The organism is Janthinobacterium sp. GW821-FHT03C08 (genome assembly GCF_059420905.1).
In genome coordinates this window covers 57,713-75,857 of record NZ_JBWKUP010000014.1, presented here as the reverse complement: position 1 = coordinate 75,857, position 18,145 = coordinate 57,713, and the positions used below count along the sequence as shown (strand labels likewise).

Genomic DNA, 18,145 nt, shown 5'->3' with positions numbered 1-18,145 from the left:
TAATCCACCTCATTGTGAGTAGCCCTGCATGTCGTCCGCCGCATCATGCCGGATGCCCCACCACGGCAGATACGCATGGTTTTCGCCGCGCGCGCGGAACCACGGCTGGTCGTGATTGATGGGGCGTACTCTGGCTGGCGGCAAGACCAGCACGCCCGTGACGCTGTCCGGATCGCTGGTGCCCGCCACCAGCACGGGCTGGCCGACATGGTTGGCATGGGCGATGGCGAGGGCGACATTGGTCAGCGCCGTGCCGGCACCCATTTCGCCCAGCAGGGCCGGCGTATTGAAGGTCTGCGGCAGGAAGTCGAAGCCCGGCACTTCCAGGCTCAAGGCATGCGCCAGCTGGGCCAGCCGGTCGGAGGAGGTGGGCAAGGTCTTGTTGGCGTCGTGGATGACGTAGCCGATGTCTTCTTCCGTCTTGCCGCCCAGGCGCGCCGCCTCGGAAAATACGGCCTGCCACGCCTGCACGGCGCGCGGCGGCTTGTCTTTGGCCAGTTCAAAATCAGCTACGCTTTTCGTGGCCGGATAGCCTATCCACGCCAGCGCCGCCCGCTGCGTCTTGTAGCCGGGGCCGGCCAGCACCAGCAGCACCAGGTTTTCATTGATCTGCATGGGCTTGGGCCGGCTCGGCGCGTCCCAGTTCATCACCCACACGGTTTCCTGCGGATGCGCTTCCAGGTAGGCCAGCGCGGCGTGGAGGGAGACGAAGCCCCCGTTGTTGCCGCCCACGGTGATGCGCACGTCGGGCGGGGTGGCGCGGGTCCAGAGGGTGGGGAAGTGGGTGTTGCCGATGTCGAAGTTGCTGCTAATTTCGTCTTTTATTGTCTGATGAACTTCTGCCAGATCGAATTTTCCTTCAGGCAGGGCATATTCGACGCGGATGCCAGCCAGTTCTCGCCAGTTCTGTTTCTGATCCTTGGGATAGACGTGGTAGAAGTAGGTGGGGCTGGAGAAATAGATATCGTGGAAATTGCTCATCAGTTCTTGTAAGTACTTCTGGTGGTAACCCTTGAACGTTTCCCTGCCATTGATATCATGGGCAATGGGGGCGACGGCCTGCAAGGTGCTGAAGCCCCTGGGGTCCGTCCTGACCATATCGTCATTCTTGTTGGGTTTGGCCAGGCCGAGGGTCCAGAGCAGCTGCCACTCGGTTGGATAGTCGAGCCGCTGCAGTGGATTGAGCCACTGCAGGCCCACGACTTGTGCCCGGAAGGGAATCTGGACAGTGGCTTTTGGGAGACCTTCTTCTTTCTGCGCTGGCTTCGTGGCGCAGGCTGTCAATAGCGCAAACATGGAGAAAGCTGCGAGCATGGGCAGCGCGAGGAACTGTTTCATGAGGTCTCCAGGTGTATGGGCATTCTGGTGGCCGGCATAGTCCGGCCAGATGGACCAGAGTGCCAGGAAAATGACGAAGAGAAATGTGGTGAGCGCCCAGGCCAGTCGCCGGCGCGGCGTGGCAATGAAATTACGCACCGTCAGTCCTCAGTGCAAAGTTGGTGGACGGCTCGGCAGGCCTGGCATTCTGGCGCTCGTCAATGATGTTTTCCGGCTTTTTGGCGGGGCTATCTTTATCATTTGCCCATTCAAATAGAGGCACGCCTTTAAATTTTCCCTTGTTGTAGTACTCGAAAAATTCTTTGTTTTTGTCGGTATTCTCCAGTCCTCCTAGTATTTGCCAATCCGCCGCCACCCTTAATTCGCGCAACGCCTCCTGCCTGATCGTGCACACCCCCACCGCCACGTCATACGCCAGCGCCTTTTCCGCATGCTCGGGATTGGTCATAATGGTCGAGTGGTCGGTGGCGTGGGTGTCGATATTGGCGGCCAGGTAGCTTTGGATTTCGTTCTTGCACCAGGCATTGAATTCCTTGCTAGCCTCCTCCGGCTTGTCCACGGCCGTCACGGGCCTGCCTTTTTCGGCCCAGCCGTCGCGCCTGGCCTGCATGCGCAGCATGCCATTCTGTTCGTAGCGCAGCGCCGCCTCGGTCTGCGCATCGCCCTTGCCCTGGGATCGGTAAGGCGCATACGCGTCATCGGCTTCGGCGGCGCGGTCCTTGTGCAGGGAGTCGGCGGGGGCATCGCAGCCTTCGTCAAATTGTTCGCTCGTATCGGAAAAGCGTTTCGAATGCGGCAGGAAGGGTTCGGGCAGCCTGGGCGCCTTCATCGGCAGCCGCCAGGTCTTGGGCGGCAGGGCGTTGATGCGCGTGCCGGCAGTCTTGGCGAGAATGATGACGATGGGCGCAAACAAAAAGGTCAGTATCTTGCGGCCGATACCTTTGCTGGCCCGCATGCCCTTTTCGATCGAGTACTCGGCGACCAGCGAGCGCGGGTGCCAGAAATCGAGGCTGTCCGGCGTCAAGGGCTGGCCATTGCGCTGCCAGATATCGTAGTCCTTTTCATTTTCCTGGCCGACAAGGTGATTTTGCGCAAACACGCGCTGGGTAAAGACGCCTTCGCCGCCCGTATCGGCAATTTCCTGTGCCGACATGCCGCGCCAGCCTATGCCTTGCACGGGCGTGGCGGAAATCACCTGGTCGTGCGGGTTGAAATACAGGGTAACCCGGCCATAGGTGGAGCCCTGCAAACCGTAGTCTGCCCGGTCGAACTCGGCCGTATAGCTGTCCTTGCGCGCAGGCTTGCGATTGGCGCTGCACTCGTCGACAAAGGCGGCATCCTGCTGCATGGCCGGGCGGGTGCGCAGGATGTTGAAAAACGCTTTCAGGGTTTGCGTGCGCGCCTCATACTTTTGCCGGCCCGTATTGCCATGCTCATCCTTCAGGTGGCCGCTGATCCAGTTTTCCGTGAAGTTACTGTCGAGCAGGCTGTAGGGCGGGTTGCATAGCACATAGGAGTCGGCCACGGCGGAGGCGCCCAGCGTTTCGCCGAGAAAGGCGGCCGCCATGGCGACCATATTGCCCTGGCTATGGCAGACGATGGTGACGGGCGCGTCGTGCTGGCGAGCGCGTATCGATTGTACGAGCCGCGCCAGGCGCCAGGCGGCGAACACGAAGTACGGGCGCGGCGGGCAGGCATACACTTGCCGGTCATTCGTCGGGTTCATGTGCTGGATATGCATCCACAGGAACAGTTCCTCGGACAAGCCCTGGCCCCACAGGTCGGGCAGGGCGCTGCAGCCGTTGGCGAACGGCCCGCCGCCCCAGTAATTCTTTTCGTTGAGATAGATGCCGTCGCCGAATGCCTGCAACTCTTCGCCGTTGGCCTTGTAGCCCCAGCGAAAGCGGATCACGGGTGAATTGCCATGGTCCGCCAGCAGGAAGGTGGTGGCATTGCGCTTGGGGTTGAGGAAACCGTCGTCCGTCAGTTCGCGCGCGTAAGTGGCGGCCTGCATCTGTCCGGCGGCCGGACCAGGTATCGCCAGATCCTCATCGCGGCGCTTCAGGCGGGCATTCAGCCCGGCGCACAGGCCTTGCTCGGCCTGTTCATACCATTCGCCGTCGGAATTGACGCCATGCACGAAGATGACGATGCCTGGACGCGGCAGGCGCGTGACGGCCTGGAGCAGCGCGTGGCTGAACAGGGCCGTGCCTTCGGCTTCGGCGAGCAGGATGCAATGCGTATCGAGCGTAGGGTCGGGCGACATGCGGGCGCTCCGTCAGTGTCAAGCAGGATAAGGCGGCGCCAAAGTGAACTCGGGCAATCTTCACTGTATGCGGATTGCCCGGAGTGGGACTTGCGTGACGTCAAGAATGACGTGCGGGGGAGTCAGATGGCGTTGAGCGGTATCTTCAGATAGCGCACGCCGTTGTCTTCCGGCTCGGGCAGCTTGCCCGCGTTGATGTTGACCTGGATGGCGGGCAGGATCAGGGTCGGCATGTCGAGGGTGGCATCGCGCCTAGTGCGCATGGCCACGAACTGTTCTTCCGTGATGCCGTCGTGCAAGTGGATATTGCTGGCGCGCTGTTCCGCCACCGTCACTTCCCAGCGCGGGGCGCGGCCGTTGGGCGGGTAGTCGTGGCACATGAACAGCCGCGTCTGCGGCGGCAGCGACAGCAAGCGCTGCACGGAGCGGTACAGCAGGGAAGCGGAACCGCCGGGGAAATCGCAGCGGGCCGAGCCGACGTCCGGCATGAACAGGGTATCGCCGACAAACACGGCGTCGCCGATCTGGTAGGCCAGGTCGGCCGGCGTGTGGCCGGGCACGTGCAGGGCGCGCACTTCCAGCTTGCCGATATGAAATACCTGGTCGGGCGCGAAGAGCTGGTCGAACTGCGAGCCGTCGGCCCGCGCGCCGTCCTGGTGGTAGACCTGGGCAAACGCCTGCTGCACCGTCTGGATGGCGGCACCGATGGCGACATCGCCGCCCAACTGCTGCTGCAGGTAGGGCGCGGCGGACAGGTGGTCCGCGTGCGCGTGGGTTTCCAGCAGCCAGCGGCACTGCAGGCCGTGCTCGCGCACGAAGGCGATGACCTTGTCGGCCGACGTGGTCGAGGTGCGGCCCGCCTTCGGATCGTAGTCGAGCACGGAATCGATGATGGCGCAGTCGCGGCCATCGGCTTCGTAGACGACGTAGGTGACGGTGGCGGTGGCGGGGTCGAAGAAAGCTTGGATTTGTGGAGTCATCACGGCGGCAAGGGACGGGCAAGGAAGGGCATTATATCGCCAGAGTTCGCTAAAAAAATGCTGCAAATTGACATTTGACATGCGAAAAACAGATATGCGGGCATGCATGCGCCCGTCACAGTCGTGCGCACCCTGACGCTTGCAGCATGGTAACCTCATTCTTCCAAGGAGGAATTCATGAACGATACCATTGCACGCAGCGAACAGTACCGCGGTTTTACGATTTCCGTGACCCCGCAAAAGGATAACGACGATTTATGGGATTTCACCTACCGCCTGCAGCGCGAAGGGGAGTCGGAGGTGCAAGCCATCACGCGCAGCCGCACCCTGGGCGGCTATGCGGCCCCCGAGACGGCCTGCGCGGCAGGCCTGGAAGTGGCGAAGACGGAAGTGGACAATCTGCTGCGCCCTTGAGCCAGCGTAAATCGTTTAGCCTGATTGCAGGGCGGCGCGTGAAACACGTCGCTGCCGGCCGCGCTTCATGCTACGATTTCCACTATTGAGTCAGTCACCGAGGAGGCACCCATGGATAGCAGTTCTAAAATTCACTATAAAGGCTGGGAAATCGTTCCCCTGGCCGTGCCCACCACCGACGGCAAATGGTCGGCCAGTTGCGACATCGAACGCGCCACGGCGGAAGGCCTGGAAGTCTTCGAAGGCTCGACCATGCAGTTCGTGCGCGATGATGAGGACGGCGCCATTGCCGCCGCCTGCGAGGAAGCCGTGCGCCAGATCGACAACATCATCGCCAATCCGCTCGTACGCCTGGCCTAGCGTATTGTTTTTTCATCTTGCAGCCGGCGCCCGCCGGCTGTTTTGCATGCGGCGCCTTGCCGCCTGCCCGTTCCTTTCTCCTGTTCCTCCCCTGCCTGATGGCCTGCCGGGCCAGCGACCCGCGTGGCGGGGCAGGCATGCTCATGTGTTTCGTGTTTCAATTCGATGTTCCAAATGGAATGATTGAAACAAATTTGAAACATTGTGGACAGCAAACGTGACATCGCTGTTCCTTGGCGTGACAGCGGGCGGGATGCGGCTGCGTGGCCATTTTCCCTGGTTTTCATAGTGGCGCGGTGGCGTTGCCGCAAGCTTGCGCGCTGCTGGCACGGCATTTGCACTACCAGTGTCCATAGCCACTCCGTGAAACATTCGGGACCATCCGAAACCCATAAGGTGAACACATGACTCAATACTCCGCAGGTGCCGCATTCCGCAAGGCCGTCCAGGAAGAATCCCCATTGCAAGTCGTCGGCGCCATCAACGCCAACCACGCCTTGCTGGCCAAGCGCGCCGGCTATAAAGCCATCTACCTGTCCGGCGGCGGCGTCGCGGCCGGCTCGCTGGGCTTGCCCGACCTGGGCATTTCCAGCCTGGACGACGTCTTGACCGACATCCGTCGCATCACCGACGTGTGCGACTTGCCGCTGCTGGTCGATGCCGACACGGGCTTCGGCGCGTCCGCCTTCAACGTGGCGCGCACGGTGAAATCGATGATCAAGTTCGGCGCGGCCGGCCTGCACATCGAAGACCAGGTGGGCGCCAAGCGCTGCGGCCACCGTCCGGGCAAGGAAATCGTGAGCAAGGAAGAAATGGTCGACCGCATCAAGGCGGCCGTCGATGCGCGCACGGACCCGAATTTCGTCATCATGGCGCGCACCGATGCGCTGGCCGTCGATGGCCTGGAAGCGGCCCTCGAGCGCGCCGTCGCCTGCGTCGAGGCGGGCGCCGACATGATCTTCCCGGAAGCCATCACGGACCTGGACATGTACGCCACCTTCGCCAAGGCCGTCAACGTGCCTATCCTGGCCAACATCACGGAATTCGGTTCCACGCCGCTGTTCACCCTGGACGAACTGCGCAGCGCCCACGTGGGCCTGGCGCTGTACCCGCTGTCGGCTTTCCGCGCCATGAACAAGGCGGCGGAAAACGTCTACCAGGCGCTGCGCCGCGACGGCACGCAAAAGAATGTCGTCGACACCATGCAGACGCGCATGGAACTGTATGAATCGATCAACTACCACGACTTCGAGCAAAAGCTCGATGCGCTGTTCGCCGCGCAAAAGAAATAAGTAAAGACGCAGGGGCCGCATGCCGGTCCCGCAGTGACGCACCCGAGACTAGTCAATTTTTGGAGAAACCTATGAATGCACCGCAAGCCGCCACTTTCAAGCCTAAAAAATCCGTCGCCCTGTCCGGCGTCACCGCCGGCAACACGGCGCTGTGCTCGGTCGGCAAGACCGGCAACGATTTGCACTACCGCGGCTATGACATCCTGGACGTGGCCGACAGCTGCGAGTTCGAGGAAATCGCCTATCTGCTGGTGCACGGCAAGCTGCCCACCGCCGCCGAACTGAAAGGCTACAAGGCCAAGCTGAAATCCCTGCGCGGCTTGCCGTCGGCCGTGAAACTGGCGCTGGAAGCGCTGCCGGCCGCCGCCCACCCGATGGACGTGATGCGCACGGGCGTGTCCGTCCTCGGCTGCACCCTGCCGGAAAAGGACGACCATAACGCGCCGGGCGCGCGCGACATCGCCGACCGCCTGATGGCCTCGTTCGGCTCCATGCTGCTGTACTGGTACCACTACAGCCATAACGGCAAGCGCATCGAGGTGGAAACGGACGACGACTCGATCGGCGGCCACTTCCTGCACCTGCTGCACGGCGAGAAACCGTCGGCGTCGTGGGAAAAAGCCATGCACACCTCGCTGATCCTGTACGCGGAACATGAGTTCAACGCGTCGACCTTCACCAGCCGCGTCATTGCCGGCACGGGCTCGGACATCCATTCGGCCATCACGGGGGCCATCGGCGCGCTGCGCGGCCCGAAACACGGCGGCGCGAACGAAGTGGCGCTGGACATCCAGAAGCGTTACGACAATGCCGACGAGGCGGAAGCGGATATCCGCGAGCGCGTGGCCAACAAGGAAGTGGTGATCGGCTTCGGCCACCCCGTCTACACGATTTCCGACCCGCGCAATGTGGTGATCAAGGAAGTGGCGCGCAAGCTGTCGCTGGAAGCCGGTTCCACGAAGATGTTCGACATCGCCGAGCGCCTGGAATCGGTCATGTGGGAAATCAAGAACATGTTCCCGAACCTGGACTGGTTCTCGGCCGTGTCCTACCACATGATGGGCGTGCCGACGGCGATGTTTACGCCGCTGTTCGTCATCTCGCGCACTTCGGGATGGGCCGCCCACATCATCGAGCAGCGCATCGACAATAAGATCATCCGCCCGAGCGCCAATTACGTGGGTCCGGAAGACCTGGAATTCGTGCCGATCAAGGACCGCAAATAATGAGCACCGCCATGAATACCTTGCACCGCAAACGCTTGCCAGGCACCCAGCTGGACTACTTCGACACGCGCGCCGCCGTCGATGCGATCCAGCCAGGCGCCTACGCCACCTTGCCCTACACCTCGCGCGTACTGGCGGAAAACCTCGTGCGCCGCTGCGACCCGGCCACCCTGGACGCTTCGCTGGGCCAGTTCATCGAACGCCGCCGCGACCTGGACTTTCCGTGGTTCCCCGCCCGCGTCGTCTGCCATGACATCCTGGGCCAGACGGCCCTGGTCGACCTGGCCGGCCTGCGCGACGCCATCGCGGCCCAGGGCGGCGACCCGGCCCTCGTCAACCCCGTCGTGCCCACGCAGCTGGTGGTCGACCACTCGCTGGCCGTCGAATGCGGCGGTTTCGATCCCGATGCCTTCGCCAAGAACCGCGCCATCGAAGACCGCCGCAACGAAGACCGTTTCGATTTCATCGACTGGACCAAGAAAGCCTTTAAAAATGTCGACGTGATCCCGCCGGGCAACGGCATCTTGCACCAGATCAATCTTGAGCGCATGTCGCCCGTGATCCAGGTGCAGGACGGCGTGGCCTACCCGGATACGCTGGTGGGCACGGATTCGCACACGCCGATGGTCGATGCGCTGGGCGTGATCGCCATCGGCGTGGGCGGCCTGGAAGCGGAAAGCGTGATGCTGGGCCGCGCCTCGTGGATGCGTTTGCCCGACATCATCGGCGTCAAGCTGACGGGCAAGCCCCAGCCGGGCATCACGGCCACGGACACGGTGCTGGCGCTGACGGAGTTCCTGCGCAAGCAGAAGGTCGTCTCGTCCTACCTGGAATTCTTTGGCGAAGGCGCTTCGCACCTGACCCTGGGCGACCGCGCCACGATTTCCAACATGGCGCCGGAATTCGGCGCCACGGCCGCCATGTTCTACATCGACGAACAAACCATCAAGTACCTGAAGCTGACGGGCCGCGACGACGAACTGGTGAAGCTGGTGGAGCTGTACGCCAAAGAGACCGGCCTGTGGGCCGACAGCCTGGTGGACGCGCAGTACGAGCGCGTCCTGAGCTTTGACCTGTCGTCCGTCGTGCGCAATATCGCCGGGCCGTCGAACCCGCACAACCGCGTGCCGACGTCGGAACTGGCCGCGCGCGGCATTTCCGGCGTGGTGGAAAACGAGCCGGGCAAGATGCCGGACGGCGCCGTCATCATCGCCGCCATCACCAGCTGCACGAATACGAACAACCCACGCAACATGATCGCCGCCGGTTTGATCGCGCGCAATGCGAACCGCCTGGGCCTCACGCGCAAGCCCTGGGTGAAATCGTCGCTGGCGCCCGGCTCGAAAACCGTGGAACTGTATCTGCAGGAAGCGGGCCTGATGCCGGAACTCGAAGCATTGGGCTTCGGCGTGGTGGCGTTTGCCTGCACCTCGTGCAACGGCATGTCGGGCGCGCTCGACCCCGTGATCCAGGACGAAGTGGTGTCGCGCGACCTGTACGCCACGGCCGTGTTGTCGGGCAACCGCAATTTCGACGGCCGCATCCACCCGTACGCGAAACAGGCCTTCCTCGCCTCGCCGCCGCTGGTGGTGGCGTACGCGATTGCCGGCACCATCCGCTTCGATATCGAGAAGGACGTGCTGGGCCATGACGCTGACGGCAAGCCTATTCTGCTCAAGGATATCTGGCCGTCCGACGAGGAAATCGACGCCATCGTCGCTGCCAGCGTCAAGCCGGAGCAGTACCGCAAGGTGTACATCCCCATGTTCGCCGCGCAGGCGGACGATGGCATCAAGGTCAGCCCCCTGTACGACTGGCGTCCGCAGACGACGTACATCCGCCGTCCGCCGTACTGGGAAGGCGCGCTGGCCGGTGCGCGTCCGTTGAAGGGCATGCGTCCGCTGGCCGTCCTGGGCGACAACATCACCACCGACCACCTGTCGCCGTCGAACGCCATCATGCTCGACAGCGCGGCCGGCGAGTACCTGGCGAAAATGGGCCTGCCCGAGGAAGACTTCAATTCCTATGCCACGCACCGTGGCGACCATCTGACGGCGCAGCGCGCCACGTTCGCCAACCCGACCCTGAAGAACGAGATGGTCGTCGAGGACGGCAAGGTGAAGGCCGGTTCGCTCACGCGCATCGAGCCGGAAGGAAAAATCTCGCGCATGTGGGAAGCCATCGAGGTGTACATGGAGCGCAAGCAGCCATTGATCATCATCGCCGGCGCCGACTATGGCCAGGGTTCCTCGCGCGACTGGGCTGCCAAGGGCGTGCGTCTGGCTGGCGTGGAAGCCATCGTGGCCGAAGGTTTTGAACGCATTCACCGCACCAATCTGGTGGGCATGGGCGTCTTGCCGCTGGAATTTTTGCCTGGCGTGAACCGCAAGACCCTGGGCCTGGACGGCAGCGAAACCTACGACGTCGTGGGCGAGCGCACGCCGCGCTCCACCCTGACCTTGTTGATCCATCGCAAGAACGGCGACACGGTCGACGTGCCCGTCACCTGCCGCCTCGATACGGCGGAAGAAGTGTCGATCTACGAGGCGGGAGGCGTTCTTCAACGATTCGCGCAGGATTTCCTCGAATCGTCCAAGGCAGCGTAAGCAGTTCGTCATTCACCGGGTGGCGCGCAGGCGCGCGCCGCCCGGCTTTTCAGGAAATTTCATGACCCACGTACCCCAAATCAAGATCCCCGCCACCTATATGCGCGGCGGCACCAGCAAGGGCGTGTTCTTCCGCCTGCAGGATTTGCCCGCCAGCGCGCAAGTGCCGGGCGCGGCGCGCGATGCCTTGCTGCTGCGCGTGATCGGCAGCCCCGACCCCTACGGCAAGCAGATCGACGGCATGGGCGGCGCTACCTCCAGCACCAGCAAGACGGTGATCCTGGCGAAAAGCAGCAAGCCGGAGCACGACGTCGACTACCTGTTCGGCCAGGTGTCCATCGACAAGCCCTTTGTCGACTGGAGCGGCAACTGCGGCAACCTGTCGGCCGCCGTCGGCTCGTTCGCCATCGCCAGCGGGCTGGTGGACGCCGCCCGCGTGCCTGCCAATGGCATCGCCACGGTGCGCATCTGGCAAGCCAATATCGGCAAGACCATCATCGCCCACGTGCCCATGACGCATGGCGAAGTGCAGGAAACGGGCGACTTCGAGCTCGATGGCGTGACCTTCCCGGCCGCCGAAGTGAAACTGGAATTCCTCGACCCGGCCGCGGAGGAAGAGGGCGGCGATGGTGGCAGCTCGGCCATGTTCCCTACTGGCAACCTCGTCGATGAGCTCGACGTGCCCGGCATCGGCACCTTGAAAGTGACGATGATCAACGCGGGCATCCCGACGATTTTCGTCGATGCGGACGCCATCGGCTACACGGGCACGGAACTGCAGGACGCCATCAACGGCGATGCGGCCGCGCTGGCCCGTTTCGAGACCATCCGCGCGCACGGCGCCCTGCGCATGGGCCTCATCGCCCACCTTGACGAGGCGGCGAAGCGCCAGCACACGCCGAAAGTGGCGTTTGTCGCCGGGCCGGCCAGCTATGTCTCGTCCAGCGGCAAGCGGGTGGAGGCGGGCGACGTCGACCTGCTGGTGCGCGCCATGTCGATGGGCAAGCTGCACCACGCCATGATGGGCACGGCGGCCGTTGCCATCGGCACGGCGGCGGCCATTCCCGGCACCCTGGTGAACCTGGCGGCCGGCGGCGGCGAAAAAAGCAGCGTGCGCTTCGGCCACCCCTCCGGCACCCTGATGGTGGGGGCGGAAGCCGAACTGATCGACGGCGACTGGAGCGTCACCAAGGCCATCATGAGCCGCAGCGCGCGCGTGCTGATGGAAGGTGCCGTGCGCATTCCCGGCGACGCCTTTAACGCATAAGCCATGCAGGCCGTGCCGCAGTCGGTCCGGTCATTCAGGCATGAGGGGCGTTCGTCATCGCCCTGATGCCGGCCCTGCACATGGTGCCGCCGATCGGCACCAGCCGGCGGGCCGCGCCCGACCAGATCAGCAGAACAGGAACAAACAGAAAATACGACAACAGATGGCACGCCTACCGGAGGAGACATGAATTTCGCAGCATTTTATCAGCGCTCGATCGACACCCCAGAAGCGTTCTGGCGCGAGGAAGCGGCAAGGATCGCCTGGAATACCCCGTTTTCGCAAGTGCTCGATTATTCCCGCCCGCCGTTCGCCAAATGGTTCGTCGGCGGCACCACCAATCTGTGCCACAACGCCGTCGACCGCTGGGTCGACAGCCAGGGCGACGCGCCCGCGCTGATCGCCATTTCCACCGAGACGAACACGGAACGCACGTACAGCTTCCGCGAGCTGCAGCGCGAAGTGGAGCGCTGCGCCGCCATTCTGCTGTCGCTGGGCGTCGCCAGGGGCGACCGCGTGCTGATCTACATGCCGATGATCGCCGAAGCGGCGTTCGCCATGCTGGCGTGCGCGCGCATCGGCGCCGTCCACTCCGTGGTGTTTGGCGGCTTTGCCGCCAACAGCCTGGCCAGCCGCATCGACGACGCGCAGCCAAAACTGGTGTTTTCCGCCGATGCCGGTTCGCGCAATGGCAAGGCGATTGCCTACAAGCCGCTGTTCGACGAGGCTATCCGCATCGCCGCGCACAAGCCGCAGCAGGTGCTGCTGGTCGACCGCCACCTGGTGCCGATGCAGCTGGTGCCGGGCCGCGACGTCGATTACGCGGCGCTGCGCGAGCAGCACATCGACGCGCAGGTGCCCGTCGCCTGGCTCGAATCGAACGAGCCGTCGTACGTGTTGTACACCTCGGGCACGACGGGCAAGCCCAAGGGCGTGCAGCGCGACGTGGGCGGCTATGCCGTGGCGCTGGCCGCGTCGATGCAGTACACGTTCTGCGGCAAGCCCGGCGAAACCTTCTTTGCCACCTCGGACATCGGCTGGGTCGTGGGCCACTCCTACATCGTCTACGGTCCCCTGATCGCCGGCATGGCCACCATCCTGTACGAAGGCTTGCCCATCTGTCCCGATGCGGGCATCTGGTGGAGCATTGTCGAGAAATACAAGGTCACGCGCATGTTCTCGGCGCCGACGGCCATCCGCGTGCTGCGCAAGCATCCGGTCGAACTGCTGCGCAAGCACGACCTGTCATCCCTGAAAGCGCTGTACCTGGCGGGCGAACCGCTCGATGAAACCACCTCGCAATGGATCGCCGATGAACTCAAGGTCGACATCATCGACAACTACTGGCAGACGGAGACGGGCTGGCCTATCCTGTCGGTGGCCAAGGGAATCGCGGACACGCCGACGCGCCTGGGCAGCCCCGGCCTGGCCATGTATGGCTACAAGGTCAAGCTGCTCAACGAGGCCACGGGCGAGGAGTGCGGCGCCAACGAGAAGGGCGTGCTGGTGCTGGAAGGCCCGCTGCCGCCCGGCTGCATGCAGACCGTGTATGGCGACGACGAACGCTTCGTCGACACCTACTGGTCCACTTTCAGCGACCGCCAAGCGTATTCCACCTTCGACTGGGGCATGCGCGATGCGGACGGCTATTACTTTATTCTGGGCCGCACGGACGACGTGATCAACGTGGCCGGCCACCGCCTGGGCACGCGCGAGATCGAGGAAAGCATCAGCAGCCACCCGAACGTGTCGGAAGTGGCCGTGGTGGGCGTGGAGGACAAGCTCAAGGGGCAGGTGGCGATGGCCTTCGTGATCCTGAAGAACCCGCAGGGTGTCGACAGCGCCGACGCGAAAGCGGCGCTGGAGCGCGAGGTGATGGCCGTGGTCGACCGCCAGCTGGGCGCCGTGGCGCGGCCCGCGCGCGTGCTGTTCGTCGGCCAGTTGCCGAAGACCCGCTCGGGCAAGCTGCTGCGCCGGTCGATCCAGGCCATCTGCGAAGGGCGCAGCCCGGGCGACCTGACGTCGATGGACGATCCGGCTGCGCTGCAGCAGATCCAGGCCGCGCTGGCTTAAACGGCGTCACTTTACCGAAGTTTATCAATCGATAAACTTTGGTGTCAAATCCGGTCGCTTTCCTTGCGCACGACGCGGCCCACGATCAGGCATTCGTTGCCGCGGCATAGCTTGCGGTGGTATTTGCGCTGGTCGGGGTTGTCCGACGTCAGCCACCATTCGCCGATATCGCGCGCCATGCGCTTGACCACCGGCTCGCCTTCATAGTTCACGGCGAATACCACGCCGTCGGCGGGACGGTTGTCGGCCGTGTTGATGATCACCACGTCATCCTCGTACAGGGCCGGCTCCATGCTCTCGCCCTTGACCTTGATAGCCACCAGTTTTTCAGGGTGGTAGCCATTGCGCTCGACCCAGCTGCGCGGCACGCTGATGGTGCTGCCGTCGTGCGTTTCCGGCTCGATGGCAAAGCCCGTGATACCGGCCGACAGTCGCAGTTTGACCTTGCGGATCGGGTAGAAGCGCTCATCCTCGCCATCTTCCACGACCACGGGCTGCACGCCGGCCAGGGCGCGCGCGGCCAGCGCCGCCTGGTCGGGTGCCGCACCCTGGTCGAAATACATGCCCTCCAGGCGCAGATCCGCTTCCAGCCTGCGCGCGATCTTTTCGCTGAAGGCGCGTCCCTCGCGGTAGGTGGGCGAGAGGATTTGCGAGATGCGCGCCTCGCTCCAGCCGCTGGCGTCGGAAATTTTCTTGCGCGTGTTGTCGTAGCGGTCGCGTATCAGGGCCAGCAGGCGGTCGCGTCTGTATTGATACATATTCATCTCCACATTAAACCTGAAATTTACCGTTTGATAAATTACCAAATGCTTGACTTTAACATTAGCGATTGATAAAGTCCATTCGTTGCCTGTCGCAAACGTACTACAGCGTTTGCCGGCTGGCGACACCACGGGAGGTCAGGCAGATGTTGAACAGCAGTCAGATGGTCGGAAGCAGGGCGGCGCCGCGGCAGGGACGCCAGTTACAGGGACGCAGCAGGAAGTCGCAGCTGCATATTGCCCGCATCGCGCAGTACATCGGCGAGCAGGGCCAGGCCAGCGCGGCGCAGTTGTCCGCCTTGCTGGGACTCGATGCGGGCACCATGAGCCGCTATCTGCGCCACATGTGCGGCCTGGGGCAGATCCACCTGGCGCAGCGCCATTGCACGGAACCGGGACGCCAGCGGCCCGCCCTGTACGCGCTGGGCGAACAGGACGAAGAAGTCGACGGCTGGGCCGAACTGCCGCCACAGGTGTGCCGCACGTCCAGCTGGCCACGCGGCACGGCGCATCGCGATCCGCTGGTGGCCGCGCTGTTTGGCCCGGCACGCAACAACGATTAGTATCAACGAGGAGAAATCATGGGGTTTGCAGAAAAATTCATCGCATCGCTGTCATCGCAGAACCTGCGCGACGATGCCGTCCACCACGACCTGGATGTCATCGCGGCCGCCGCGCTGGCCGGCGACATGGGCGCCTTGCTGTGCCGCGTCAAGTACGCGGATGGCACCGTCAGCCGTCTGTTCGAGGGCAACGCGGGCAACCTGGCCCAATTGCTGCGCGCCTGGACCGCGGCCGTGACGCACAAGGGCAAGGCACGGCGCTGGGTCAGGGCGCACACGGCCTGGGATGCGCAGGCGGCCAACACCTTGTACCGCCGCGTCGCCGAGGCGTCGCTTGCGCATTGGCTCGACAGCAAATGCAAGGTTTGCCACGGCACGGGCGTGGTGGCGGCCGACACCCTGGGCGCGCCGGCCATCTGCAAGGGCTGCCAGGGCAGCGGCGAGGCACCGATCACCTGTTCCGGCGGGTTTGAGCTGGAGCGCATCAAGGATATGGTCAGCGAGCTCGAAGGCATCTTCCAGTCGCACGGTGCCCGCGCCATGCGCCGCCTGGGTCACTAAATTTTTTTTGCAATATGCCTGGGGATGAAAAAAAGCCCCCTACAATAGAGTCTCGATCAGGCAGCAACAGTCATCGCAACAGCAGCACCGCAGGACCACATGCTTCTCCACTCGTAATAGGCGCGCCGCTGGCGTGCCACCGATAGGGGAATTCAGCGCAGCGAACCGCCTTCCTGGCGCTCTTCGCCCAACTTCCGTCCGGCGCGGCCCCGCGCCGCCCGGACGCACAGACGCCAGCCCGCCGCCTCACCGCGCGCGGGCTGCGTCGTTTTTCCTTCCGATTTTCAGCAGTTCCACCCCAAGACCGCAGCTGCGGTCTTTTTTTTCATCCCACGAAAGGCATTACCTATGGCATCGACAGCAAACGGCATCGACAGCGTGATCGTCATCAGCAAACAAAGCGCGGAAGGCAGCAAGGCCGCCGCCGGCGGCGGCCAGATTTATCCCCGCGTCACCGCCACCTTTGACACGGAAGCGGACAAATACGCCAGCGCCGAAATCGACGCCAGCCAGCAGCAGGGCGATACCCGCCTGGGCAATTTCCGCACCACGGGCGCCATCAAGGCCGAAGCGGCCTGCGGCACGTATGCGCCGCTGATGGCCGCGCTGCTGCGCCGCGACTTTACGGCCGGCGGCGTGGCCGCCGCGCAAACCACCATCGCCGCCGCCGCCACGGGCCTGACGCGCAGCGCCGGCTCCTGGCTGGCGGACGGCTTCCGCGCCGGCAGCGTGGTGCGCATCACGGGCTTGACGGCGCCGGCCGCCGCCAACAACGCGAAGAACTTCTTCGTCACCTCGGTGACGGCCACCAACCTGAATGGCCAGTTCATGGACGGTTCGGCCATGATCGTCAAGGCGGCCGGCGACTCGGTCGGCGTGGCGGCGGTGGGCAAGCGCAGCTTCACGCCCCTGACGGGCCACACCACCGACTGGTTCACGGCCGAAGTGCAGGACCCGAAGATCGGCGTGCACCGCAGCTTCGTCGACCAGCTGGTCAGCAAGATGGATATCGCCGTGCAGCCGAATGGCATCACCAGCCTGGACTTTACCCTGATGGGCAAGGCGGAAGGCCCGACCACCGCCGTGCCGTACTTCCCGACGCCGCTGGCCGCGCCTGGCTCGGGCAAGTTTTCGGGCGCCACGGCGATGCTGTCCGTGAACGGCATCCCGTCGCAGATCTGCACCGGCATGTCTGTCTCGCTGGACGGCCAGGTCAAGGTCGACCCGGTGATCGGCTCGAAGTACGCCACGGCAGCCTCGCGCGGCAAGGTGATGGGCTCGGGCCAGTTCACCGTGCTGCTGCAGGACGCCACCTACCTCGACTACTTCAAGTCCGAGACTGAAATCCCGCTGGCCTACGCCATGGCGTCGGGCACGGCACCGGCAGCCGACGTGCTGGCACTGGCCATGGGCCGCATCAAGATCACCTCGGCCAAGATCGACGACGGCGAGAAAAACAAGATCGTCACCTGCGCCTTCGACGTCCTGCGCTACAAGGGCGGCGACGCGCAGCACGAAGCGACCACCCTGACCATCCAGGACAGCGCACTGTAAGCGTTTGATGCAGGTCAAGGCCGCCACCGTGGCGGCCTTTTTTACTTTTACTTCATCCAGAAAGCAGCACACATGAACAACGCACAAAAAATCCAGGCAGGTTTCGACATCGGCAACCTCAATGCGGTAGCCGCTCCTGTCACCTTCGACGTCCCCATCATTTTCGACGCCGATGGCGAAGCCGTGGCCGGCCTGACCATCGTCGGCAAGAACAGCGAACAGTACCGCGTGGCCAACAACGCCGTGCGTGCCGAAGGCTACAAGAAGTCGGCGCGCCGCAAGACGGCCATCGATGCGTCCACCGACGAAGGCGCGGAACTGCTGGTGCAAGCCATCGACGGCAACCAGAAGCGTCTGGCGCTGGCCGTGGTCACGGGCTGGTACGGCTTCACCAGCAATGGCGCGCCCGTGCCGCTTGATGCGTCCCTGCTGGAAGCGGCGTTTGAAAAATACCCGACCTGGCAGGAAAAAGTCACCACGGCGCTGGAAAACGAGTCGAATTTTTTGAAACTCTGACGGCCAGCCTGCTGCGCTACGCCGGGCACCAGTTCGAGCGCGGCGCGCGCGCGGCCGATGGCCATGCCAAGGGCGAGCATATCGATGCCGCCCGGCGCCATCCCCTGTACCGCGCGCCGCCCGAACCGGAGGCGCCGGCCATGCCGTTCGAGCTGGCCCACGTGTGGGAATGGTTCGCGCAATTGAACCGCAAGCGGCAGAACGGCATGGCCGTCAATCCCATCGCCAGCATGGAAATCCTCGCCTGGCAGGCGCGCCACGGCATCGCCATCGAGCCGTTTGAGCACCACCTGCTGGACCAGCTCGACGCGCTGTTCCTGTCGCACCAGCATGCGGCGGGCTGACCCGCATTTTTCAACCCGGCCGCC

The 18,145-nt window shown here is 63.7% G+C and carries 17 protein-coding genes; 12 read left to right on the top strand and 5 right to left on the bottom strand.

What is annotated here, in order from left to right; genetic code table 11:
* Positions 1-9: 9 nt before the first annotated feature.
* The 3 genes from AC07VL_RS20535 to AC07VL_RS20525 form a co-directional block, all read right to left on the bottom strand.
* On the bottom strand, positions 10-1,338 hold the full coding sequence (locus AC07VL_RS20535) for a hypothetical protein (RefSeq protein WP_494807473.1): 1,329 nt from the start codon (positions 1,336-1,338) through the stop codon (positions 10-12).
* A 130-nt stretch (positions 1,339-1,468) separates the two neighbouring features.
* Positions 1,469-3,604 carry a T6SS effector phospholipase Tle3 domain-containing protein gene (locus tag AC07VL_RS20530; protein ID WP_494807472.1) on the bottom strand — a complete coding sequence of 712 codons (2,136 nt, stop codon included), beginning with the start codon at positions 3,602-3,604 and terminating at the stop codon, positions 1,469-1,471.
* 122 nt (positions 3,605-3,726) lie between these two features.
* Complete coding sequence (locus AC07VL_RS20525) at positions 3,727-4,584, bottom strand: MBL fold metallo-hydrolase (RefSeq protein ID WP_494807471.1); 858 nt, start codon at positions 4,582-4,584, stop codon at positions 3,727-3,729.
* A gap of 177 nt (positions 4,585-4,761) precedes the next feature.
* Between AC07VL_RS20525 and AC07VL_RS20520 the strand changes: the two genes are divergently transcribed.
* Both AC07VL_RS20520 and AC07VL_RS20515 read left to right on the top strand, forming a co-directional pair.
* Positions 4,762-4,998 carry a hypothetical protein gene (locus AC07VL_RS20520; RefSeq protein ID WP_494807470.1) on the top strand — a complete coding sequence of 79 codons (237 nt, stop codon included), beginning with the start codon at positions 4,762-4,764 and terminating at the stop codon, positions 4,996-4,998.
* A 111-nt stretch (positions 4,999-5,109) separates the two neighbouring features.
* Positions 5,110-5,358, top strand: coding sequence for a hypothetical protein (locus AC07VL_RS20515; protein ID WP_100873472.1), 249 nt, complete (start codon positions 5,110-5,112; stop codon positions 5,356-5,358).
* Here the strand turns inward: AC07VL_RS20515 and AC07VL_RS20510 are convergent.
* Positions 5,355-5,582, bottom strand: a complete 228-nt coding sequence (locus AC07VL_RS20510; protein WP_494807469.1) for a hypothetical protein — start codon at positions 5,580-5,582, stop codon at positions 5,355-5,357. The two genes, AC07VL_RS20515 and AC07VL_RS20510, sit on opposite strands and share 4 nt — an antisense overlap.
* 180 nt (positions 5,583-5,762) lie before the next feature.
* Here AC07VL_RS20510 and prpB point away from each other — a divergent pair, with 180 nt between their 5' ends.
* The 5 genes from prpB (at position 5,763) to AC07VL_RS20485 (ending at position 13,822) form a co-directional block, all read left to right on the top strand.
* Complete coding sequence (gene prpB / locus AC07VL_RS20505) at positions 5,763-6,650, top strand: methylisocitrate lyase (RefSeq protein WP_070220951.1); 888 nt, start codon at positions 5,763-5,765, stop codon at positions 6,648-6,650.
* A 71-nt stretch (positions 6,651-6,721) separates the two neighbouring features.
* Positions 6,722-7,876, top strand: coding sequence for a bifunctional 2-methylcitrate synthase/citrate synthase (gene prpC / locus AC07VL_RS20500; RefSeq protein ID WP_494807468.1), 1,155 nt, complete (start codon positions 6,722-6,724; stop codon positions 7,874-7,876).
* An 11-nt stretch (positions 7,877-7,887) separates the two neighbouring features.
* Complete coding sequence (gene acnD, locus AC07VL_RS20495) at positions 7,888-10,482, top strand: Fe/S-dependent 2-methylisocitrate dehydratase AcnD (protein WP_494807467.1); 2,595 nt, start codon at positions 7,888-7,890, stop codon at positions 10,480-10,482.
* 61 nt (positions 10,483-10,543) lie between these two features.
* Positions 10,544-11,749, top strand: a complete 1,206-nt coding sequence (gene prpF / locus AC07VL_RS20490) for a 2-methylaconitate cis-trans isomerase PrpF (RefSeq protein WP_494807466.1) — start codon at positions 10,544-10,546, stop codon at positions 11,747-11,749.
* Positions 11,750-11,935: 186 nt separating this feature from the next.
* Positions 11,936-13,822: a propionate--CoA ligase gene (locus tag AC07VL_RS20485; RefSeq protein WP_494807465.1), complete on the top strand. Its 1,887-nt coding sequence runs from the start codon at positions 11,936-11,938 to the stop codon at positions 13,820-13,822.
* A 44-nt stretch (positions 13,823-13,866) separates the two neighbouring features.
* Here AC07VL_RS20485 and AC07VL_RS20480 read toward each other — a convergent pair whose 3' ends face one another.
* A complete protein-coding gene (locus tag AC07VL_RS20480) occupies positions 13,867-14,580 on the bottom strand; it encodes a S24 family peptidase (RefSeq protein WP_494807464.1) in 714 nt (237 codons plus the stop codon).
* A gap of 167 nt (positions 14,581-14,747) precedes the next feature.
* Here AC07VL_RS20480 and AC07VL_RS20475 point away from each other — a divergent pair, with 167 nt between their 5' ends.
* The 5 genes from AC07VL_RS20475 to AC07VL_RS20455 all read left to right on the top strand — a co-directional run bounded on the left by AC07VL_RS20475 (position 14,748) and on the right by AC07VL_RS20455 (position 18,121).
* On the top strand, positions 14,748-15,146 hold the full coding sequence (locus tag AC07VL_RS20475; RefSeq protein WP_494807463.1) for a hypothetical protein: 399 nt from the start codon (positions 14,748-14,750) through the stop codon (positions 15,144-15,146).
* An 18-nt stretch (positions 15,147-15,164) separates the two neighbouring features.
* On the top strand, positions 15,165-15,707 hold the full coding sequence (locus AC07VL_RS20470) for a hypothetical protein (RefSeq protein ID WP_494807462.1): 543 nt from the start codon (positions 15,165-15,167) through the stop codon (positions 15,705-15,707).
* A gap of 348 nt (positions 15,708-16,055) precedes the next feature.
* Positions 16,056-17,261, top strand: a complete 1,206-nt coding sequence (locus AC07VL_RS20465) for a phage tail tube protein (protein ID WP_494807461.1) — start codon at positions 16,056-16,058, stop codon at positions 17,259-17,261.
* A gap of 72 nt (positions 17,262-17,333) precedes the next feature.
* Entirely contained in the window at positions 17,334-17,777 is a 444-nt protein-coding gene (locus AC07VL_RS20460) for a hypothetical protein (protein WP_494807460.1), read from the top strand.
* Complete coding sequence (locus tag AC07VL_RS20455; RefSeq protein WP_494807558.1) at positions 17,711-18,121, top strand: phage tail assembly chaperone; 411 nt, start codon at positions 17,711-17,713, stop codon at positions 18,119-18,121. The genes AC07VL_RS20460 and AC07VL_RS20455 overlap by 67 nt, the downstream gene beginning before the upstream one ends.
* The last annotated feature ends 24 nt before the right edge of the window (positions 18,122-18,145 follow it).